24 protein-coding genes and 1 tRNA gene are annotated in these 19127 nt (G+C 45.6%); 17 read left to right on the top strand and 8 right to left on the bottom strand.

Annotation, left to right across the window (positions count from 1 at the left end):
• Nucleotides 1–225, top strand: coding sequence for a hypothetical protein (locus AB5903_RS07505; protein WP_007565033.1), 225 nt, complete (start codon nt 1–3; stop codon nt 223–225).
• Nucleotides 209–2116, top strand: coding sequence for a hypothetical protein (locus AB5903_RS07500; RefSeq protein WP_368117734.1), 1908 nt, complete (start codon nt 209–211; stop codon nt 2114–2116). Before AB5903_RS07505 ends, AB5903_RS07500 begins: the two co-directional genes overlap by 17 nt.
• Here AB5903_RS07500 and AB5903_RS07495 read toward each other — a convergent pair.
• The 8 genes from AB5903_RS07495 to AB5903_RS07460 all read right to left on the bottom strand — a co-directional run bounded on the left by AB5903_RS07495 (nt 2103) and on the right by AB5903_RS07460 (nt 6420).
• On the bottom strand, nt 2103–2324 hold the full coding sequence (locus tag AB5903_RS07495) for a hypothetical protein (protein ID WP_211477566.1): 222 nt from the start codon (nt 2322–2324) through the stop codon (nt 2103–2105). The two genes, AB5903_RS07500 and AB5903_RS07495, sit on opposite strands and share 14 nt — an antisense overlap.
• Before the next feature lie 119 nt (nt 2325–2443).
• Nucleotides 2444–2788: a HigA family addiction module antitoxin gene (locus AB5903_RS07490; protein ID WP_007565027.1), complete on the bottom strand. Its 345-nt coding sequence runs from the start codon at nt 2786–2788 to the stop codon at nt 2444–2446.
• Nucleotides 2789–2794: 6 nt separating this feature from the next.
• Nucleotides 2795–3109, bottom strand: coding sequence for a type II toxin-antitoxin system RelE/ParE family toxin (locus tag AB5903_RS07485; protein ID WP_038607017.1), 315 nt, complete (start codon nt 3107–3109; stop codon nt 2795–2797).
• Nucleotides 3110–3345: 236 nt separating this feature from the next.
• Nucleotides 3346–3600: a hypothetical protein gene (locus AB5903_RS07480; protein ID WP_176350432.1), complete on the bottom strand. Its 255-nt coding sequence runs from the start codon at nt 3598–3600 to the stop codon at nt 3346–3348.
• 223 nt (nt 3601–3823) lie between these two features.
• Nucleotides 3824–4303 (bottom strand): hypothetical protein, encoded by a 480-nt coding sequence (locus AB5903_RS07475; protein ID WP_038607023.1) that lies wholly within the window; start codon nt 4301–4303, stop codon nt 3824–3826.
• Between the two features lie 75 nt (nt 4304–4378).
• Nucleotides 4379–4570, bottom strand: a complete 192-nt coding sequence (locus tag AB5903_RS07470; RefSeq protein WP_007565019.1) for a hypothetical protein — start codon at nt 4568–4570, stop codon at nt 4379–4381.
• Nucleotides 4571–4629: 59 nt separating this feature from the next.
• Entirely contained in the window at nt 4630–5784 is a 1155-nt protein-coding gene (locus AB5903_RS07465) for a hypothetical protein (RefSeq protein ID WP_007565017.1), read from the bottom strand.
• Nucleotides 5785–6180: 396 nt separating this feature from the next.
• Nucleotides 6181–6420 carry a hypothetical protein gene (locus AB5903_RS07460; protein WP_007565010.1) on the bottom strand — a complete coding sequence of 80 codons (240 nt, stop codon included), beginning with the start codon at nt 6418–6420 and terminating at the stop codon, nt 6181–6183.
• A gap of 319 nt (nt 6421–6739) precedes the next feature.
• On the opposite strand from AB5903_RS07460, the gene AB5903_RS07455 reads away from it, so the two are divergent.
• From AB5903_RS07455 to AB5903_RS07385, 15 genes are all read left to right on the top strand, one after another.
• Nucleotides 6740–7450 (top strand): hypothetical protein, encoded by a 711-nt coding sequence (locus AB5903_RS07455; RefSeq protein WP_007565009.1) that lies wholly within the window; start codon nt 6740–6742, stop codon nt 7448–7450.
• Between the two features lie 28 nt (nt 7451–7478).
• Nucleotides 7479–8051: a hypothetical protein gene (locus tag AB5903_RS07450; RefSeq protein ID WP_368117733.1), complete on the top strand. Its 573-nt coding sequence runs from the start codon at nt 7479–7481 to the stop codon at nt 8049–8051.
• Between the two features lie 13 nt (nt 8052–8064).
• Nucleotides 8065–9156: a hypothetical protein gene (locus AB5903_RS07445; protein WP_368117732.1), complete on the top strand. Its 1092-nt coding sequence runs from the start codon at nt 8065–8067 to the stop codon at nt 9154–9156.
• A gap of 13 nt (nt 9157–9169) precedes the next feature.
• A complete protein-coding gene (locus AB5903_RS07440) occupies nt 9170–9502 on the top strand; it encodes a hypothetical protein (RefSeq protein ID WP_170106418.1) in 333 nt (110 codons plus the stop codon).
• A complete protein-coding gene (locus AB5903_RS07435; RefSeq protein ID WP_007565002.1) occupies nt 9499–9822 on the top strand; it encodes a hypothetical protein in 324 nt (107 codons plus the stop codon). Before AB5903_RS07440 ends, AB5903_RS07435 begins: the two co-directional genes overlap by 4 nt.
• A gap of 109 nt (nt 9823–9931) precedes the next feature.
• Nucleotides 9932–10372 carry a hypothetical protein gene (locus AB5903_RS07430; RefSeq protein WP_176350436.1) on the top strand — a complete coding sequence of 147 codons (441 nt, stop codon included), beginning with the start codon at nt 9932–9934 and terminating at the stop codon, nt 10370–10372.
• A gap of 11 nt (nt 10373–10383) precedes the next feature.
• Nucleotides 10384–10824, top strand: a complete 441-nt coding sequence (locus AB5903_RS07425; protein WP_368117731.1) for a hypothetical protein — start codon at nt 10384–10386, stop codon at nt 10822–10824.
• Between the two features lie 28 nt (nt 10825–10852).
• Complete coding sequence (locus AB5903_RS07420) at nt 10853–11311, top strand: hypothetical protein (protein WP_368117730.1); 459 nt, start codon at nt 10853–10855, stop codon at nt 11309–11311.
• 9 nt (nt 11312–11320) lie between these two features.
• Nucleotides 11321–11403 (top strand) — tRNA-OTHER (locus AB5903_RS07415).
• A gap of 28 nt (nt 11404–11431) precedes the next feature.
• The gene (locus tag AB5903_RS07410; RefSeq protein ID WP_217291448.1) at nt 11432–11947 is read left to right on the top strand and encodes a hypothetical protein; all 516 of its coding nucleotides are present in this window, start codon (nt 11432–11434) and stop codon (nt 11945–11947) included.
• A gap of 241 nt (nt 11948–12188) precedes the next feature.
• Nucleotides 12189–16190, top strand: coding sequence for a tape measure protein (locus AB5903_RS07405; protein ID WP_368117729.1), 4002 nt, complete (start codon nt 12189–12191; stop codon nt 16188–16190).
• Nucleotides 16191–16192: 2 nt separating this feature from the next.
• Nucleotides 16193–16678, top strand: coding sequence for a hypothetical protein (locus AB5903_RS07400; protein WP_027200017.1), 486 nt, complete (start codon nt 16193–16195; stop codon nt 16676–16678).
• Nucleotides 16675–17601 (top strand): hypothetical protein, encoded by a 927-nt coding sequence (locus AB5903_RS07395; RefSeq protein ID WP_084569182.1) that lies wholly within the window; start codon nt 16675–16677, stop codon nt 17599–17601. Before AB5903_RS07400 ends, AB5903_RS07395 begins: the two co-directional genes overlap by 4 nt.
• A gap of 4 nt (nt 17602–17605) precedes the next feature.
• Nucleotides 17606–18346, top strand: coding sequence for a hypothetical protein (locus tag AB5903_RS07390; RefSeq protein ID WP_027200019.1), 741 nt, complete (start codon nt 17606–17608; stop codon nt 18344–18346).
• Between the two features lie 17 nt (nt 18347–18363).
• Nucleotides 18364–19119 carry a hypothetical protein gene (locus AB5903_RS07385; protein WP_027200020.1) on the top strand — a complete coding sequence of 252 codons (756 nt, stop codon included), beginning with the start codon at nt 18364–18366 and terminating at the stop codon, nt 19117–19119.
• The last annotated feature ends 8 nt before the right edge of the window (nt 19120–19127 follow it).

Here is a 19127-nt window from a genome sequence, read left to right as displayed (position 1 = left end):
ATGGCTATATCAAGAAGAAGACAACCGCCAAAGACCGAAGAACAACCGAAATTTCAATGCCGTGACTGCGGGCACAGCTATGATTGGCATGAGATAGGAGCAAACGGGAAACCGTTCATGTGCCGTTGCCCGTTCTACACGGGAGGCAAGTTCTGTCGCTTTCTTTCAGCCCCTCAGTGCGAACACTTCATCAAACGGGAGGTAAACAATGGCAAGGTTGAATAAATGGGAACGTCAACACCTGAAAGACCTGTCAGCCCTTGACAAACGCATAGAACAGATTTACGAGGCTGCTGTCAAGGAAGCCGCACGTATCGGTGCGACCATAAGCGATTTTAACCCCGACAGGCTTTTTTCTTTCAGCGACTATCCAATTACACGCAAAAGAATAGAAAAGCTGTTGTCGGGGCTAAAAAGCGGGTTGTCGGCGGCGATAGTCAACGGCATAAACTCCGCTTGGACGCTATCAAACAACAAGAACAACGAACTCGCCCGTCAGGTCTTCGGGGATAACGTGGGAAAACTCTCTCAGGCTCAATACCGCCGTTATTTCTCCACGAACGATGAAGCCCGTGAAGCGTTCATTCAGAGAAAGACAAACGGGCTGAACCTATCAGACCGCGTATGGAACTATACGAACCAGTTCAAGGAAGAAATAGAACTCGGACTTGATGTCAGTTTGAGAAACGGCATATCTGCCGAGGACATGACAAAAGAACTGCGGCAATACCTTAAATTCCCCGACAAACTGTTCAGACGTGTCAGGGATGAACACGGGGTTTTGCAGCTATCCAAGCGGGCGGCGGCTTTTCATCCCGGTCAGGGCGTTTACCGTTCTTCATTCAAGAACGCCCGCCGCCTCGCCGCCACAGAAACGAACATCGCTTATCGCACGGCAGACTATACCCGCTGGCAAGACCTTGATTTCGTTGTCGGAATTGAAATCAAGCTGAGTAATAACCACACTTTGAACGACGTTGCGTTCAGGGACATTTGCGATGAACTGAAAGGGCTTTACCCGAAAACGTTCAAGTTCACAGGGTGGCATCCACATTGCCGCTGTCATGCCGAAACAGTATTGAAGACCGAGGAAGAAATGGCAGAGGACAACCGCCGTATTATGGCGGGAGAAGAACCCGTTCAAGGAAGCAAGAACGAGGTCAAAGATGTACCCGACAATTTCAAACAATGGCTTGCTGATAATGAAGACCGGGCGAAACGTATGTCATCTGTTCCGTACTTCATCCGTGATAACGTGAAGTTTATTCCTGAAAGGTTTATTCAGAACATGGGGACACTGAAAGGCGGTCAGGATGCGGGGCTTATTGAGAACCTGAAAGAAGCCTTTCTGAAACTCAAAGACCCGAACTATATCACAGGCAAAGAGGTTCAGAACACGATTAAGACCTTTGCCCAGAACAACCCCGATTTATTCCTCGGTGGGTTGACAGATGTCGTGATAACACGGGCTAAAGGCGTAAGTTTCTTTATGGCAAACTCCCGGTCTTATCTGAACTCCACAGGGGCTTATAACATGGCGGGGAACACAATCAAGATTGCTAACCGGGAATTCAGGCTTGTTAGTGGCGAGATATTCAACCCGCTTGAAGAAGTCAAGGGGGCTTTAAAAGCCATATCCACGGGTGTTGATATGACATTCAAACAAGAATACGCCCTTGAAAGCCTATGGCATGAAATACGCCATGCACAAGCTGTAGGTTGGAAAAACCTGAGAAACAAAACTGATTTAAGAAGCCGTTCAATGGAAACTATCAATCAGTTCTGCGCACGTCATTCATACCGTGACTTTGTGAAAAGCCTCGGAGGAAAGGCGGTCAACGCTAAAGAAATCATTGAACGGGGTTATGGTTATGGGCGTTTCGTTTCTAATTTTCAAAACCTATTGAAGCATATAAACGTCACACAAGCAGAAGCGCACGCCCATTTCAAAGACATCATTCTGAAAACCCCGTATGAAGAAATCCACGAGGAAATCGTGAAGTTTGTTCAAGCGAAAAGTAAATATAACTTGAAAACAGCAAAAGAACTTGTTAAAAATCTCAGAATGTCTTCAAGTGAATTTACAGAAACACTAAGAAAAATCAAGGGTGCGTAACCGTCCGATAAAAATCCAGCTTCATATCAAGCGGAAGTTTATCAGCGTACCTTGCCATCCTGTTATTATCCCCTCGGGTATGAAAAAGGGTGGCAAGGTCTAAATTTGCAGTATCTTCCCCCACAATAGCCAAATAACGCTCCTTGTCAGATATTCCGATGTTTTCACGCTCTTTGTCTGTTATGTTATAATCAAAAACTGTTTCCATACTCTGATTTGTTAAGTTATTTTCTCCGAATTTGACGTACAAACGCTTTACTTTCCAAATTGGTGTAAATCTTCACGTTTTAAATTATCGCCCGGCATTCGGGCGCAATCGCAACGCCACTAAAGAACGGCGGCAATTTTGCGGATATTATCCAAACGCTGCATGAAAGATTTGTCTTTTTGGGCGATACGCACATTGTATCTCATTTGAAGACGCATCAACGGTTCAGCTTCAACCCCCAGCGCAGCCTCGAACATCATCGCTGTTTTTTCAGTGACAGGTCGGCGGGCGTTCAATATCTCATTCAGAACAGAATAGCCTATGCCCATCCGTTCTGCCAACTTGCGTTGAGAAATCCCCCTGTATTCGATTTCTTCTTTCAAGATTTCCCCCGGATGCGTGGGAAACGCAGGTTCAAGATTGTTAGCAATCATTTTTGGGTCAACTCCCGGTATTGTTATCATAATCAATCATTTATAATGGTTTGACAAATCTGTTATATTGCATATCGTGGCAACGGTTTCCCCGTCTTTGGTATGTTCCTCGAATTCAATGCGATATTGGTCATTCACTCTCACAGAAGAAAGCCCCGCTTTATCATCTTTCAATTTCTCGTAATTCAATGCGTTGTATCGCATCAACCCCAAGACATTTGAAGTGTCCCGCATCAAATCTATCACACGAATATATTTCCGTATAATTTGAGGCTGAAAACGGTGTTTCTTATCCGTTCGCCCGGTATTATACATTTCCCGAAGATATTCTTCATTGAAGATTATTTCCATATTCAGTTCTTTTTCTGCGGCAAAGATAAGTTCTTTTTCTGAGAGTTCGCAAAAAAAACGAATATTTTTTGAAGCCTCAAACGGGCAAGCCGAGCAGCATGATTACACTATAATCACAAATAACCCCGATTTGCCCGTTTTTAGACCCGCTATTGAATTTTCACAGCCAATCTTGTAAGTTATAAGCCAATCTAAAATCACGTCTTAAATCGGCTTATTTGGGCTTGTTTTCATCATCAGCCTGTGAACGGGCTTTTTTGCGCCTTACTGTGAATCGCCTCCTGAGTTATCAGGCAACGTTTCCCGTCATACGGCATACCGTCAGGCAGACCGATGTTGTACAAGCGATTGACCTTACAGCCGATTTGTTCTGCCGTGAAGACATCATAAATCGCCGCAAGTGACGTGAAGAAAAACTCTGTTCTTTCGTCATCGTTCAATGGCGGTTCTTTGAACTGAACCCGGTAAATCGTCTTTTGCTCTTTCGCCATAGTCTTTTTCTGTTTAACGCCCCAAACCTTGTGTCAGGCGAACCCCTCCAAAAAACGGCGTGTGCGCCTGACCCGTCAGGGTCTTTTTTTATACTACGTTAGTAGTATTTTTTTCTATATTCTTTTCTTTCCTCTCCTTTAGGGGTTTCTTGCGCAGAAAACACTAATTAAACAGAGTTTTCTACGAGAAAACATATATTATCTCGTAGAAAACATTGATTTTTCAATTGAAAAGTTCTTCAACCCTATAAAAAGCCGACCTCCGTTTGATTGTTTTCGCTGTCTCTACACCCCATATCCCGGCAACAAGCCTGATAGCTTCTATATCCCCGTCAAAGGCAATGCAACATTCATGGTTATTGTATTCATAGCAATAAACCTCCTGCGGGTCACATTCATTCTTTATTCGGGCTTCCATGTCTTCGTAAAACTTGAACAGGCGTTCTATACCGTCTTTTGTACCATAGCCCCCTGCGCCGAAACTGTAAATCTTCTCCCCGTCATTCAAAGGGCGTATTCCTTTCATACCCCTTGCGAATGATTCATTACCGAAAGCGAAGAAGCAATCGTATTTCTTCACGTCAACCGAATCACGTTCATTACAGAGAGCCTTATAACGTCCCAAAGTCCGGGCGTTCTTCCATGTCATTAAACAATCATTTTCAATATCTTCATTGAACTCAAATTTCTTTTCGTCTGTCATCGTTGTTTCTCAGTTATTAAACCCGACACAGGGCTTTTACGGCTCTCTGTCGGGCGTGGTTAAACATCATGTCAACTATTCAAAATCGGGATAAGTCATTTCAATAGGCATATCAGGTTCTCCCTCAAAGTCATTATTGCAAGCTGAATATAATTCAGGCGTATCGCTCCCAAGCGTAATGTCTTTCCATAATTTGCCGTTGGTGTCTCTGTAAACGGGTCTGTCCCAACAGTCAATACCGATAAATGTCAAATCTGTCTTTTTCATTGCATTCTATTTTTAAGCCCGCAAAGCCGCTTTTGACGGGTTCACGGGAGATTGTTAATTTATGCTTGTAATTTCACTCGGTTGAGAAGTGCCCCTGAAATTTCATGTAGTTCACGGCTTCTTTCGGGTGTCAGTTCACGGGCGTGAGCCGTGATTGCCTGAGTGAGTTTCCAAAGGGTTGAACCGCCCTGAACGCCGTCATCTGGGTCATTGCGCATCAATATCTTTTCAACCTCTTTCCCCTCCTGTTTCAGAAGACTTCCGTTCTTCGTCAGGTTCTTCAACTCATGCTCGAAGTCAACATCAATTTCGGAAGCCCCCTGTATCTCGTAGGCTTTCTTCATCAGGTTCTCTTTGCTGAACAGTCCCTTTGTCAAGTCTTTGACCGCTGAAACTGTGGTCTTCGTGTCAAGTTCATACGTTTTGTTGGATAGTTTCAGGTTGTCCGGAAGTTTAGAACCCAAGTGAACCTGTTTCATCACGCTTTCACGAACCATGCCATTGAGACAAGCCCCGTTCAAAAGAAACGCCCGCATGTCAACCGCCCCGTCCCCGTAATCAGAAGTTGAGAAGCGTGCGCCAGCGAATATAATAACATCGCCGTTCTTCGCTGTCGGGATAACAAGTGGCTGTGGCAGGATTGTTTCAGCCCAAACCTTTGTGTCGTTCATATAAGCGTCCGAAATAACCGCTCCTTGCTTTGCCGCTTCCTGAACAAAGGCGGTCAGGATTTCAACACTGTTCAAACGGCGATAACTGTCAGAGAGAACGCCCCGAACCTGTTCCCCTACGGTTCTGACAAGAACACGGCTTCTTTCCGTCCAACCGCTATGCTCGTTCAGGATTTCTGCGGCAAGGCTTTTCGCCCATGTAGCCCCTTGCGCAAGCTGTCTGAGATAACGTTGCGGAACTCCCATTCTGTCGGCAAGCTGACCTATGGCGTTATCATGGAGTGAGAACTGACCGTCAGGCATATTCATCATCAGACGTTCTCCCCCGTTGAATGTTATCACGGGGCTGTGGTCTTTCTGTCTCAGGTTAACGCCTATCGGGGCGATATAATCCTGCGCTATCTTTCCCTCGCTGATAAGACGCTCCATTGTAGCTTGAACCCCAACGGATTTACCGTCTATCATTCTCTGAACCTTGTTGATTACAACATCATTCAAACCCTGTTGCAGGGTCTTTTCGTTTGTCACTGTCATTGTTTCCATACTTGAAAATTTTATTTGGGTTAATACTGAATTGATTTTTCTAAATACGCCTTTGCTTCCTCATACAAGGCGGTTTCTGTCAAGTCTTCCGAACTTGGTTCAAAGCCTGACATATAAGCTGCTTCAATGATTTCTTTCATGGTTCAAAGATTTATAAATTCAACGTTTGGGAAATTCTTCAAAACTTTTGCTTTTAAGTCCTCAATTTGGCGGTCGCCATCGCAAACCCGTTCTTCGTCAGGGGTCTGATGCTTATAAGTTTTATAATATGCAACCGGCTGTTCGCAGTTGCGCATTTCCTCTCTGTTATTGAAAACTGAAACGGCTGTTCCGTATTTCCCGTGATGTCTCGGAATGTTGTAGTGAAATCTTGCTATCATAATTCTGTCCTCCCGATTATTTGATATAGAATGAAAATTTGATACCTCTTCTGAGTTTGCATACGCATTTGTCTTCAACGCTGCTGAAAGCCCGCTTCAAAAGTTTATTGAACATTTCAACACCGATAAGAGCGATAGCCCCTGAAACGCCAACCAGCTTGTGAACCTTGTTTCCCTCGCCGTCAACGCCTGAAACCTTAATTCTGAAATTACGGTTGATTTCTCTTGTGCTGTATGCTAAACTCACTGTCTTCATATTTCTGTTTTTTTGAGGTTTAAAAGTGATTACATCTTAATCACGTTGCAAATATAAGTTAAGTATTTTGGGAATAATCAACTTTTTCGGATAAAAATTAACTGGACAGATTATTTTTAACCCCACTTAACTCCACTTCCGTAGTATTTAACTCCATTATCTCAAAAACAGCCTCAAAATAGCTTAAAAGCATATTTTATAGCATAAAAACTGAGACAAACAAGAAAAAAGCATTATTTTTATGAGTATATTGTAATCACTTTAAGAAATAAAGCATACCTTTGTTGCGTAAACTTTTCAGTTAAACAAAGCATTCATTATGAAACAAAAGATTTTAGAGGCGTTGAAAGCCAAATTCCCGGGGGTCAACGCAAATGTATTGAACAGGATTGCCGATAAACTCGCCAAGACTGTAACCACAGATGAACAAGTAACAACTGCTATTGCAGGGGTGACAAAAGAGTTCATCGAAATCATTGAAAGCTACGGCGACAGCCGTGCGACAGAAGCCCAACAGACAGCCGTACAAACCTATGAAACCAAATACGGTCTGAAAGACGGGCAAAAGATTGATAACGGTGGCGGCTCTCAGGGCGGTCAGCAAGGAGGAACGCAAACCGTTCAGACACAATCCGCAGGGGTCGAGCAAGTTCCGGCTTGGGCACAGGCTCTTATCGAAAGCAACAAGACGATAACCGAGCGTTTGAACAAAATGGATGGTGACCGTACAACTGCAACCCGCAAGCAACAACTTTCCACAATCATTGAAAAACTGCCTGAAAATCTACGCAAGGCTTACGAGCGCACACCTGTTGACGGTCTGACCGATGAACAGTTCAACACGCTTGTCGGCGAAATCACTACCGAAGTGGACGGCATTGTCAATGACACACGGGCAAAAGGGGCTGTTTTCGGAAGACCTGCCGCACAGAACGGCGGTTCATCAAGTCAAGGGAACGAACTGACAAAAGAGCAAATAGAGGCTATATCACACCGTGACAACAAGCCCGCTGACGGTCAGCCGTTCTAATGTTTAACACTCAAAATCATTCAAAAAAATGGGAATGACAGTAACACGCAGGAAAGACACACGCACACCTCGTGTCTTCATGCACAAAACAGCGGATATTCGCGGCGGTGTTTCGGTCAAGGTTTCTGAACTTGGCGGCGATTTTCTGAATGAGGGCGCAGTTCTGAGCGCACCCGACAACGGCATTTGCCACGTTGTGAAGATTGCCGTTCTGTCGGCAGAAGCGACAAATACCGAAACTGACATCAAAGTAAATAAAGGTCACAATTTCAAAGTAGGCGATTTCGTCATGGCTGATGAGGGCGGCAAGGCTTACGCTATCACGGCAATCACAACCACAGAGAAAACCCACGACACAATCAAGGTCGGAACCACTCTCGGCGTGAAGATTGAGAAAGGCGGCTTTATCATTGAAGCTGCATCGGAATCGGAAGAGAAAACCTCAAAACTGAAATACACCCCGCTTTCACTTGTCGGAACAGGCAAGCCCATCGTGCAAAACTCAAATCTTGACACGGACGCTTGGCTTATTGGCGTGACAAAGGGCAACCCGCTTCCTGAATGCGTGATGAAACACCTCAAAGGTATCATAAACTATTAATCGTAAGTAATTTATGGGAACTATTGTAAATACAATGATTCAGGGTTTGACCGAACAAATGGTTCAAGCCCGTCTGAACTCGGCTGACGCTTCGGGCTTCCTTTTCGGAAAGCACTTCCCCGTTAAGAAAGTCAACGGATTCAACTGGAAAACCTTAACGAACCAGCTTGAAAAGAAGAATGTCGCCGCCGACCTGCATACCGATAACGGAACTATCATGCGTAAACGCCGCCCGATATTCGAGAGCGCACGTGGAGATATTCCGTTTATCTCTATCAGCCGTGAACTTTCACGTTCTGAAATCAAAGATTATCAAACGGCTTTGGCTTTCGCTCAGGATGAAGATGCGACCAAACTTGTTGAATATTGGGGCAATGATGTTGACTTCTGTTTCAACGGCGTTCAGTCTGAGGAAGAATACATTGCATGGAAACTCGCTTCAAACGCTGGCGTGCTTAAATTCACAACCACCACGAACGCAACCTATGCCAATGAATTTGACCTTGACTATGACGTGGATGATGAGATGAAAACCAAATCATCCGTTAATTGGAACAGCAAGTCAACTGCTGACATTATCGGCGACCTTGCTAAATTCGTGAAGTTGGGTAAGGAGCATAACCTGAACTTAAAGTTCGCTTTCATCAACTTGGATGAACTGTACAAAATCTGTTCTGCGGAGCAAATCATTAAACAGTGCGCTTCTTTCGCCGCCAACGCTCTCGGTATCTCTCAAACACCTGATTTGGCTGCTGTAAATACCATGCTCGCAAAACAAGCATGGTTGAACGGTATTCAACTGCGTGTTATCGACCAAACCATCACCCGTGAATTTTCAGACGGTTCACAGACTTCTGGCAACCCGTTTGAGAACAGCCGTATGATTTTGTCAGAAAGTGAAATACTCGGTTCCACGCAGTATGACATTCTTCAAGAAAATGAAGAAACAATTCTGAGAGCCGTACGTGCCCATACAGTCGTGAAGAAGTACGGTACGATTGAGCCTAAGAGCGAGGTTACAATCGGTCAGGCTGACGCTATTCCCGTATTTGATACGGCTTACCGTAACATCTACGTGAGAACGGACGCACAAGATTGGGATTAAAGACGGTTGACCTATGGCAAAAGTTATCGAAGCATTGAAAGGGCTGAACTCGTACCCCATTCCTCTCCGCACGCTCGTTGAAACAGCGGAGAAACGGGGGCTGAACCTTGACACGGAAACGACAGCGGAAATCCTGAAAGGAAAGGCATACAACCTTGCCGCCGCTGACATCTTTCTGTGGCTGTCTTTCGCCCCTGACGTGTCTCAGGGCGGTCAGTCCTATTCATTCACGGACGAACAAAGAACGCAACTCCGCAATCACGCCAAAGCCTTGTACAAAGACTTTGACGATGACAGCGGCAGCGCAAACAAACCTATTTACGGATATAAAGGTTCTCGGCTATGATTATTCAAAACGGAACAATCGAATTCAAGACAAAGACAGCGGGCGGGATTGACCCTGAAACGGGTTATCCCGTCAAACCGTCTTCCGTGGCATGGGGCGAACCTGTTCCATGTCAATTCAAGGCGAAGAAGTTCAACCAACTCGGAATTATCAAGGGGGAACACTTCACGGTGGCTTCCTATGAAATCCTGATTGAAGAACAGCCCGTTCCATCGGAACAGCTACGCTTGAAAGACTTGTCAGGGAAAGAGATTGGCACGTTTTCAATCATTCAGGCAGAACCGCTTGAAGCCGTGTGCGAAGTAAGAATTTTGGTCTAAAGCGATGTGCGGCTGTATGTCGGCTTTTCTTTTTCAACCCGGTCAAACATACCAATAAGAAAAGTAAACGCCACATGCGCCGATTTCGCAAAAAATAACTGAGAAGAATATGCCTATCACACAACTAACACCGATGTCGGAGATTGACAGATACACGGAACAGCAGCTTGAAAGGCTGAAACAAGTTCTTATCCGAAACCTGATGTATATCGGGGAGACAGTCTTGAACAGGGCACGTTCAACCAATTCTTACAAAGACCGCACGGGCAACCTAAGAAGTTCAATCGGCTACGTTATCACGGTTGACGGGCGAATAATCCATTCATCCAGCTTCCAAACCGTGAAACAAGGCAAGGACGGTTCTTCAAATGGGGCAGCGTATGTGAAAAGCCTCGCAAGAAAATTCCCGCAGGGGATTTGCCTTATTGTCGTGGCTGGTATGAACTACGCTTCTTATGTGTCCGCAAAAGGGCTTGACGTTCTTGACAGTTCAGAACTTCTTGCCGAGCGTCTTGTACCGCAAATGTTGAAGCAACTCGGATTTCATTAAACAGAATTTATATGGCTAAGACTTCAAAACAGATTCAAGGGGATGTGTACCGACTACTGCAAGACAGCGTTCTTTCGGGAATGATTTCAGGCGAGGTTTACAGAAGCGGTTACCGCCCACGTGACAGTAACAGAGAAGATGCGGTGGTAATCTTCACAACGGGCTTGCCTGACGAAGTTCAGACAGGTGTCGTTACCGTGAATATCTATGTACCCGATACTGACTTGTACGGAAACGGGGTTCTCGTTGAAGATGGTCAACGGACAGAAGAAATTGAGCGTCTCGCCAATGATTGGGTCAACAGCCTGACCGCCGATAAGTCCTGTTATAAATTCAGGCTTCAACAAACCATTTACACGGAGGCTGAACCTGACATCAATCAGCATTTCATCGTTGTGAAACTTCATTACGAGTTCTTCGGCAGCGATGATGCGTCTCTAAATATCAAATAAATTGTAGAACATTAAAAACGAATAAGTTATGGCAGTTTTATCATGGGGTAAGTGTGGATTAGAAACCACACCGTCCGTAAACGGGGCTCCCGATGCGGCAGCACAATGGAAAGCCATTGACACTCCTAAAGAAAACACAACAAAGATTACCCCCACAGCGGGAACAGAGAAGACCGCCACGGAAGAGGGCGGCGAACTTGTTGATGTCCGTTATGGCAAGAACACCTATACGCTTGAATTTGACTTGTTTGTCAAAAAAGGCATGCAACGCCCGTTTGAAGACAATGACGGATTGATTGCGGGAGAACACGCTTTCCGCATCACTCCTGAAGATGAAGAATGCGAGGGCGCACAGATTGACCGTGCCGTGGTTCGCTGTGATGAAAGTTATTCAACGGAAGAAGGTAAAATGCTTCATTACGTTGCACGTTGCCTGAAACCCAAGACGGGCAAAACCGTGAAGCCTTACACAAAAGGGAGTGAGTAAGAATTTTCAGCGGGGTTGATACACTGGTTTATCCACCGTGAAGCCTGAACGCCTTTCCCGGTTGCATGTCGGTTCGATTCCGACCCCCGTCTCTAATCATAACTTAGAAATTCGTCAGATATGAATAAGACAATAGAACAAACGGTTGCTGAAACCATCCTTGAACAACCTTTTGAAGTCAAGGTAGGAGAAAAGTCATATCAGGTTGCCTCCGCAAGCACGGCAACCCTCATACTTGTTTCAGAAGCGATTTCACAACTTCCACATATTGCGCTTGACACGGAGAAGGTCGTTGAAGAAACATTATCCGTAGCGAAAGACTGCCGTATTCTCGGCGATATAGCGGCTATTCTCATTCTTGGTGCAAAGAACATCACAGAAAAGAAAAAAGTTCCGCAAATCAAAGAAAAACGGTATCTGTGCGGGCTTATTCGCCGACCATACACGGTTGAAGTTGAAATTACCATTGACAAGAAAGCGGAACTCGCAAAAGAGCTTCTTGAAGATGTCTCCCCGAGGGAACTGAACTTGATTGTAAGCCAAATCTTATCAAGAATGCAGATAGCCGATTTTTTCGGGCTTACCACTTTCCTTGTAGAACTCAATCTTCTTCATCCGAGGAAAGTGGAGAACTAAATGACAGCATTTGGGCTGTCGTAGGCGGTTTTGCAAAAGGCTACAATCTGACCTTTGACTATGTTTTGTACAATATCAGCTATACGAACATGATAATGTACGGGGCTATTCTCCCGACATACGATAAAAAGAAAAATGACGGGAAAAAGGATGAAGGACAAAAAGTTATCAAGGCAGATGACCCAAGAAACAAAGAAGAAGTAAGGAAATTTTTTGAAACCTGTGATTAAAGGCAGAAACAATGAACAACGATAAAGGAAGACTGAATTACGGTGTCGGGCTTGACAACTCCCAGTTAAGGGTAGGCGTAGCCGAATCACGGCGTTTGCTCCAAGGCATAGGGCAGACAGCGGTTGACGAAGGCGCAAGGATTGACGATTCATTCAAAAGAATCGGCAGGACTGTCGCCGGAGTGTTTGCCGTGTCTCAGATAAAAGATTTCATCACGCACGTTGCGACTGTCCGTGGAGAATTCCAACAGCTTGAAATCGCTTTCAAAACCATGCTCGGCTCTGCGGGTCAGGCAGATGTTTTGATGACTCAGCTTGTCAAGACAGCCGCCACAACTCCGTTCGGTCTGAAAGACATCGGTCAAGCCGCAAAACAGCTTCTTGCCTACGGTGTCGCTGCAAATGACGTGAACAGCACTTTGATACGCCTCGGGGACATCGCCGCCGGGCTTTCAATCCCTATCAACGACCTTGCCTATCTGTACGGAACGACAATGGTTCAGGGACGTTTGTACACACAAGACCTGAACCAATTCTTGGGGCGTGGTATTCCTCTTATGGAAGAACTCGCAAAACAGTTCGGCGTAGCTGAAAATCAGGTCAAACAACTTGTAGAAGACGGAAAAGTCGGATTCCCCGAAGTTCAGAAAGCCATTGAGAACCTGACCAACGAGGGCAGTAAGTTCGGCGGTCTTATGGAAGCTAAGTCAAAAACAATCACAGGGCAGATTTCAAACATTGAGGACGCAATCGACACAATGTTCGATGCCATAGGTCAGTCACAGGAGGGGGTAATAAACACCTCTCTTGGTCTTGTCTCAACCCTGATTGAGAACTGGGAAACAGTCGGTAACATCCTTTTGACAATCATCGCTACATACGGGGCATATAAAGCCGCCGTTATCGCTGTCGCAGCCGCACATAAATTGATGAACATTTGGGGAACTGTTAGTGCTTTTCTGTCTCTAACAACCTCTATACGTTCAGCCAAAGACGCTATGTTGCTTTTCAACATGGCTGTAAAAGCAAATCCGCTTGGTTTGGTTCTGTCTGTTCTTGCAGCCGCCGTGACAGCTTTCCTTGCTTTCAGAAAATCAACGGACGAAGCCGCTGACGCTCTGAAAAAGGAACGTGAGGAAGCCGAAGCGTTCAACAAACAGGTTAGCGAATCAGCGGGCAAAGCCATTTCAACGTATAAACGTCTTCAAGACGAATACAAGAAATGCAAGTCAGCCCATGAAAAGCGTGAGTGGATAAAAGAAAGTCAGACGAAGTTCAAAGAATTGGGAATTGCCGTCAACAGCGTCAATGATGCTGAAAACATCTTTGTCAAGAACACTTCCTTGATGATGAAAGCATTTCAGAAACGTGCGGAAGCCGCCGCATGGCAATCCCGTCTTGACGAAGCCTACGCAAAGAGGGTTGAACGCCAAATGGCTCTTGAAGACCAAATGGATAAGATTCAGGCGGGAAGCAAAGTGCCGGGATATTCACACACGACACAAGGAGGCTATGAATACGTTGACCGCAACGGAGCATGGGTTTACACCGAGGCAGGTGCGAGAAAAGCCCGTGAAGCGTTCAAACAGACAATCGCCAATGACCCTGTTCTGAACGAAATAGATGCTCGTATAAACAAGTATTCCGAGAAAATGACCTCTGTTTCATCTGACTTTCAAAAACTGTTTGAACAAGCGGGTACAAGCCAGAAGACAACGCAGGAAAAGAACGAGGAAAAGAGACTCGCTAAAGAACAGCAAAAAATCGCCGATGAAACAGCCCAACGCACGGCTAAAATCAAGGAGTATTCAGCAAAGGTTTCAGAAGCAGTTTCACAAGCCGAGATAGACATCCGTCAGGCTCAAATCAACGAACTTGAAGATGGTTATGAAAAGACCGTTGCGCAGGTGCAGTTGAACTATGACCGCCTTATCGCCGAGAACGATAAACGGGCGCAGAAAATGATTGAAGACCTGAAAGACAAAAAAGTGCTTGAATGGCTCAATCAAAACCCGAAAGCGACAAAGGAACAACAGCTTGAATACCGGGCTTCCTTGAACCTGACAACCGCTGACCTTTCTTCCGAGCAGCAAGCGATGTTAAAGTCTTATGCCGAAGTTGCAAGGCAGATTCAAGTCAAAGGTAACAAACAAGCCCTTGACGATATGATGAAAGACATTCTGACTTATGAACAGCAACGTCTAAAAATAACAGAGGAATACGAGAAAAAACGTGAAAGCCTCTATGAAACAGATAAAGACGGCAACAAGAAGCTCCGTAAGGGTGTCACACAAGGAAACGTGGACGAACTGAACCGTGCTGAACAGGAAGCCTATAAAGGCATAGACGAACAGTTCGCACAACGTGAAGAAACGTATCAGGCATGGTGCGATGAAATAGCGGAACTAACCCTTAAACAGTTGAAGAATGTATTAGCGGAGGCAGAAAAGGAACTTGCCGAACTTGAAAAGAACGGCGGGTCTTCTGATAAAATCGCTGTTGCCCGTGCCAAAGTCGCAACAGCCAAAAAGAATGTTGAGAAAGCACAGGCTAAAAATGATATAAATCCCGGCAAACGCTCAATCAAAGAATGGGAGGACTTGTACAAGACGCTTCAAGAATGTGAACGGGAGTTTGAGAGCATTGGCGACACGGTCGGCGGCGTGGCAGGCGAAATCATTTCAACGGCTGGCAGCATCATGACCGCTTCTCTGTCAATGATAAACGGTATTGTTCAGCTTGTGAATATGTCTGCCACCGGTATTCAGGGAACAGCGACAGCGGCAGCAACAGCCATTCAAACGGTTGAAAAGGCTTCTGTCATCCTGACTATCATATCGGCTGCCATGTCAATAGCCATGCAGATTGTGAACCTGTTCAACAATGATGACAAGAAGCAAGAAGAAATTGAAGCCCTGCAGGATAGAATAGACCAACTCCAATGGGAACTTGACAACGCAGATATTGTGCGGTTACAAGAAAATAGCGGAAAAGCGGTTGAACGTGTGAAACGGGCTTTATCTGAGACTTACAAAGAACTCCTGAGAAATAAAATCGCTGTCAATGACGTAGCAGGGGCTTGGCGACTTCTGTTCAGCAACGTTTCAAACAACGCAGCACTGCTTCAAAAGACCGCAGAAAAACTCGCCACGGCGTATGCAAATATCGCTTACACGGCTGACAAGGCTCTCGGGGGTGAGAAATACAGCAACGCCCAAGAACAGCTTAAAAACCTCGCCCAGCAGCAACTTCTTATTCAAGAACAAATCAGGAATGAAGAAGACAAGAAAAAAACAGACCACGGTAAGATTGATGAATGGAACAGAAAAATTGAAGAACTCGGCGCACAGGCTGTCGCCATCATCAATGACATGGTTGAGGACATCATCGGCGGTTCAAGTTCCGATATTGCCAAAGAACTCGGAGATGCTTTTTTTGAAGCGTTTCAGGCTGGCGAAGATTACGCCGAGGCATGGGGCGATAAGGTCAAAGACATCGTGGCTGACGTGATGAAAAGAATGTTGGTTTCCAAGTTTCTTGAAGAACCTCTTGGAGAGATATTCGACAAGTATAAGGCTAAATGGTTCAAGGACGGTCAGTTTGTCGGTCTTGACGCTGTTATCCAATCCATGAGTGGTTTCGCTTCTGACTTGAACGCTGTCGGAACAGATTTCGCCAAGATATGGGAAAACCTGCCTGAGAACGTCAAATCAATGTTTGAGGTAACAGCAGACGCAACCCGTGAAGCCTCTCAGAAAGGAATCGCCACAGCTTCGCAAGAAAGTGTTGATGAATTGAACGGACGTGCGACAGCCATTCAGGGGCACACGTATTCAATCGCTGAGAACACGAAAATCATTCTTTCTGTCGTGAACATGATTTTACAGTCAGTATTGAACATTGAGAAACACACCGAAAACATGGCAGGACGCATTGAACGCATTGAAAGCTCAGTCAAAGAGACAAAAGATACAGTTAACGATTTCGCCTTGAAAGGCATAAAAATGATATAAGTATGGAAGACATTATTAGACAAGTTTACGCCCAATGGAGGGTTGCCAAAGAGCAAGCCCGGCAGGAGTGCGATAGCCGTTCCCTGCCAAATATGGCAGAGAAATACCGTATGTGTGATATGTTCAAAGGCACGGAAGATTTACAGAGCCTTATACGGCTGTTCACAAGCCCACAAGGTATGGAGTTCTGTATCAAACACCGTTTCCCGAATATAGCGACTTTCAGGCTGTTCAAGCCGTTCAACCCCGAAAAGTACGGCGTTTACATTGATGCGGGTATAATCACGCTGAGAAACCCGGAAAAAGCGGTTCTTATTGGGCATACAAGCGCAACGATAAACTGTGACACGCTTGAACGCCATGAAATTTTTCTTCTTCACGGGGCTAAAGCGTTCATCAACGCCTCGGGCTGGGCGGTTGTTTCCGTCAAGGGGGCAACGGGTTGCCAACAAATTCGTAACGTGTCAGGAAATGCGGTAATATTATGATGTCAGGACGATTTTACATAGACGGTAAGGATGCGTTCACAGAGTACGGCATCTATGTTCAGGAGGGGGGCTACAACGAACTTGTGGCGTTCCCGCCTCTGAAAGCGGTCACAAGCAACGACTGGCAGGAAGAAGACGGCATAGAACCTGACTTGTCAGAACCTACCTTGAACACGAAGGAATTTTCCTTAAAAATTGTTCTCTCAGGCATGGATTACCGTTGGGGAGGCTTCATAGAACGATTGTCAGACAAAGCCTATCATACGTTTGATTTCAGGGAGATAGGACGTACTTACCGTCTTCGTCTTGTGTCAAACCCTAACACGGATTTGGCAACGCATCTCGGTTTCATCACGATAAAGCTTGCCGATGATTTCCCTTTGGACGGGTACACCTACAAAGAACCTGAAAGCACTGTTCCCGGTTCTGATTATTATGAACTTGACGGGAAGCCGTTCTCAGTTTATGGGGTTCATGTGTTGGAGGGAACGCTTAATGAAATAGAGAAATCGCCGAATGTCAAGACCAGCCTCCTGCGCAATATCAACAAATTGAACGGGGCTTTGTATGACGGGGAAAAAGTGACCTATAAGGCAAAGGACGTAAAGATAAACTGCCTTATGAAAGCCGCCTCACTGACTGAACTGTGGCGCAACTATAACGCTCTGTTGTATGACCTTGTGCGTCCTGAACAACGGCTGTTATACTCTGATGAAACGGGATATGAATACCCCTGCCATTATAAAAGCTGTTCCGTGTCCGAGTTTTACGCCTCTGATAAAATATGGCTCAAATTTACCGTTACCGTATGCTTCATTTCATTCAGGCTTGAAGACGATGAATTTGTGCTTGCCACGGAAACACGGGATTTGGTTGTGACAGAAGACGGGGAGTTTGCGATTGACTTACGAAAAAGAATATGACATTATGGGATTGAAAAGAATTAAAATCAGCGAATTAACCCTTTCCGACAATCTGAAAGGATTATACACAATCGGCGTTAAGCTGATAAACGGGGTTCAAACGAGCGTCAAGGTCAGTCTGGAACACATTCAGACCGCCTATGAAAATGCTGTAGCCGCAACGAAAAAAGCTGAGACAGCCGCCAATAGTGCGAACACCGCAGCGGGTTCAGCCAACAGTGCCGCTTCCTCTGCAAACAATGCGGCTACGAAAGCAAACACGGCGGCGGGAAACGCTGACAAGGCAACCGCAGCAGCAAATACCGCCACAACCAACGCAAACAATGCGGCAACAAAGGCAAATACCGCCGCTTCCAATGCGGACAAAGCCCGTGAAGATTTAGAAGAGATAAAGGAAGCCGCCGTGACCGCCACCAACTCAGCCAACAGTGCCGCTTCCTCTGCAAACAGTGCGGCTACGAAAGCAAACACGGCGGCGGGAAACGCTGACACGCAAGCTGACCGGGCAAAGGAACAGGCTGACAACCCGCCCAAAATGGGAGACAATGGAAATTGGTGGAAATGGGATGAAGCTCAGAAAAAGTATGTCGATACAGGTGTGCTCGCAAAAGGCGGCGTGCTGTACCCGACATTCAGCATAGACGATGATGACATGATTCTATACATGGAATTTGAAGATGAAGTAAGCGACAAACTTATCAAGTTTGATGAACAGACGGGAGAACTTTATTTGAATGTTGGATAACTTAAAGTTACACGAATATGACAAAGATACCTTTAGGAAAAGTGGCGTTTACGGACGCAGGTTCTTATAACGCCGGAAAAACTTACAAGCGGTTTGACTTTGTTGACACGGAAGACAGTTCCTATTTGTCGTTACAAGACAATAACAAGGGACACGCCGTCACTGAAACCGCTTGGTGGAAATGCCTCGCACGGGGCACAAAAGCCACAGAAGCCGCAAAAAAAGCCAACGATGCGGCTGCATTGGCAAACGAAAAAGCTGTGGCGGCAGATACGGCGGCTGGGCGTGTGAATGCCGCAATAACGCAAGCCAATACCGCTGCCACAAACGCTCAACAACAAGCGTCAGCCGCAGGAGAAGCGGCGGCAGAAGCAACGGAAAGTGTGGCTGAAATGAACGCCGCCCTCGCCCGTTTGGAAGAATTGGAGCAGACAATCACGGCTAAAGACCGTAAACAGCCAACGGGAATGGAATTAGAGTTTCCTAAAAAAATAACAAAAGGAAACAAAGACATTCTGAGAGTAATAGCTACCCTATCCCCGGCGGGAACGGGTAACAATGTCCTTTTCTTGGGCGATGACAAAGCGGTTTCCGTTGCCCCTGACGGTTTTCTGACCGTGAACAGTGTCGGCATAAGCAAAATACACGTCATTCCGACAGAAAACACAAGCATTTATCGAACCATTGATATTGAAGTCGTTCCGCAGTCTGTCAGGCTTTGCACGAAATCAACTTTGCGCCTAACCGCAAATGGCAAATTCAGGTTCAATTAAAATAATTT

Source organism: Bacteroides sp. 2201st1_D9_2201SCRN_220225 (assembly GCF_040928965.1).
Taxonomy (GTDB): Bacteria; Bacteroidota; Bacteroidia; order Bacteroidales; family Bacteroidaceae; genus Bacteroides; species Bacteroides stercoris.
This window is presented reverse-complemented; position numbering and strand designations above follow the sequence as displayed.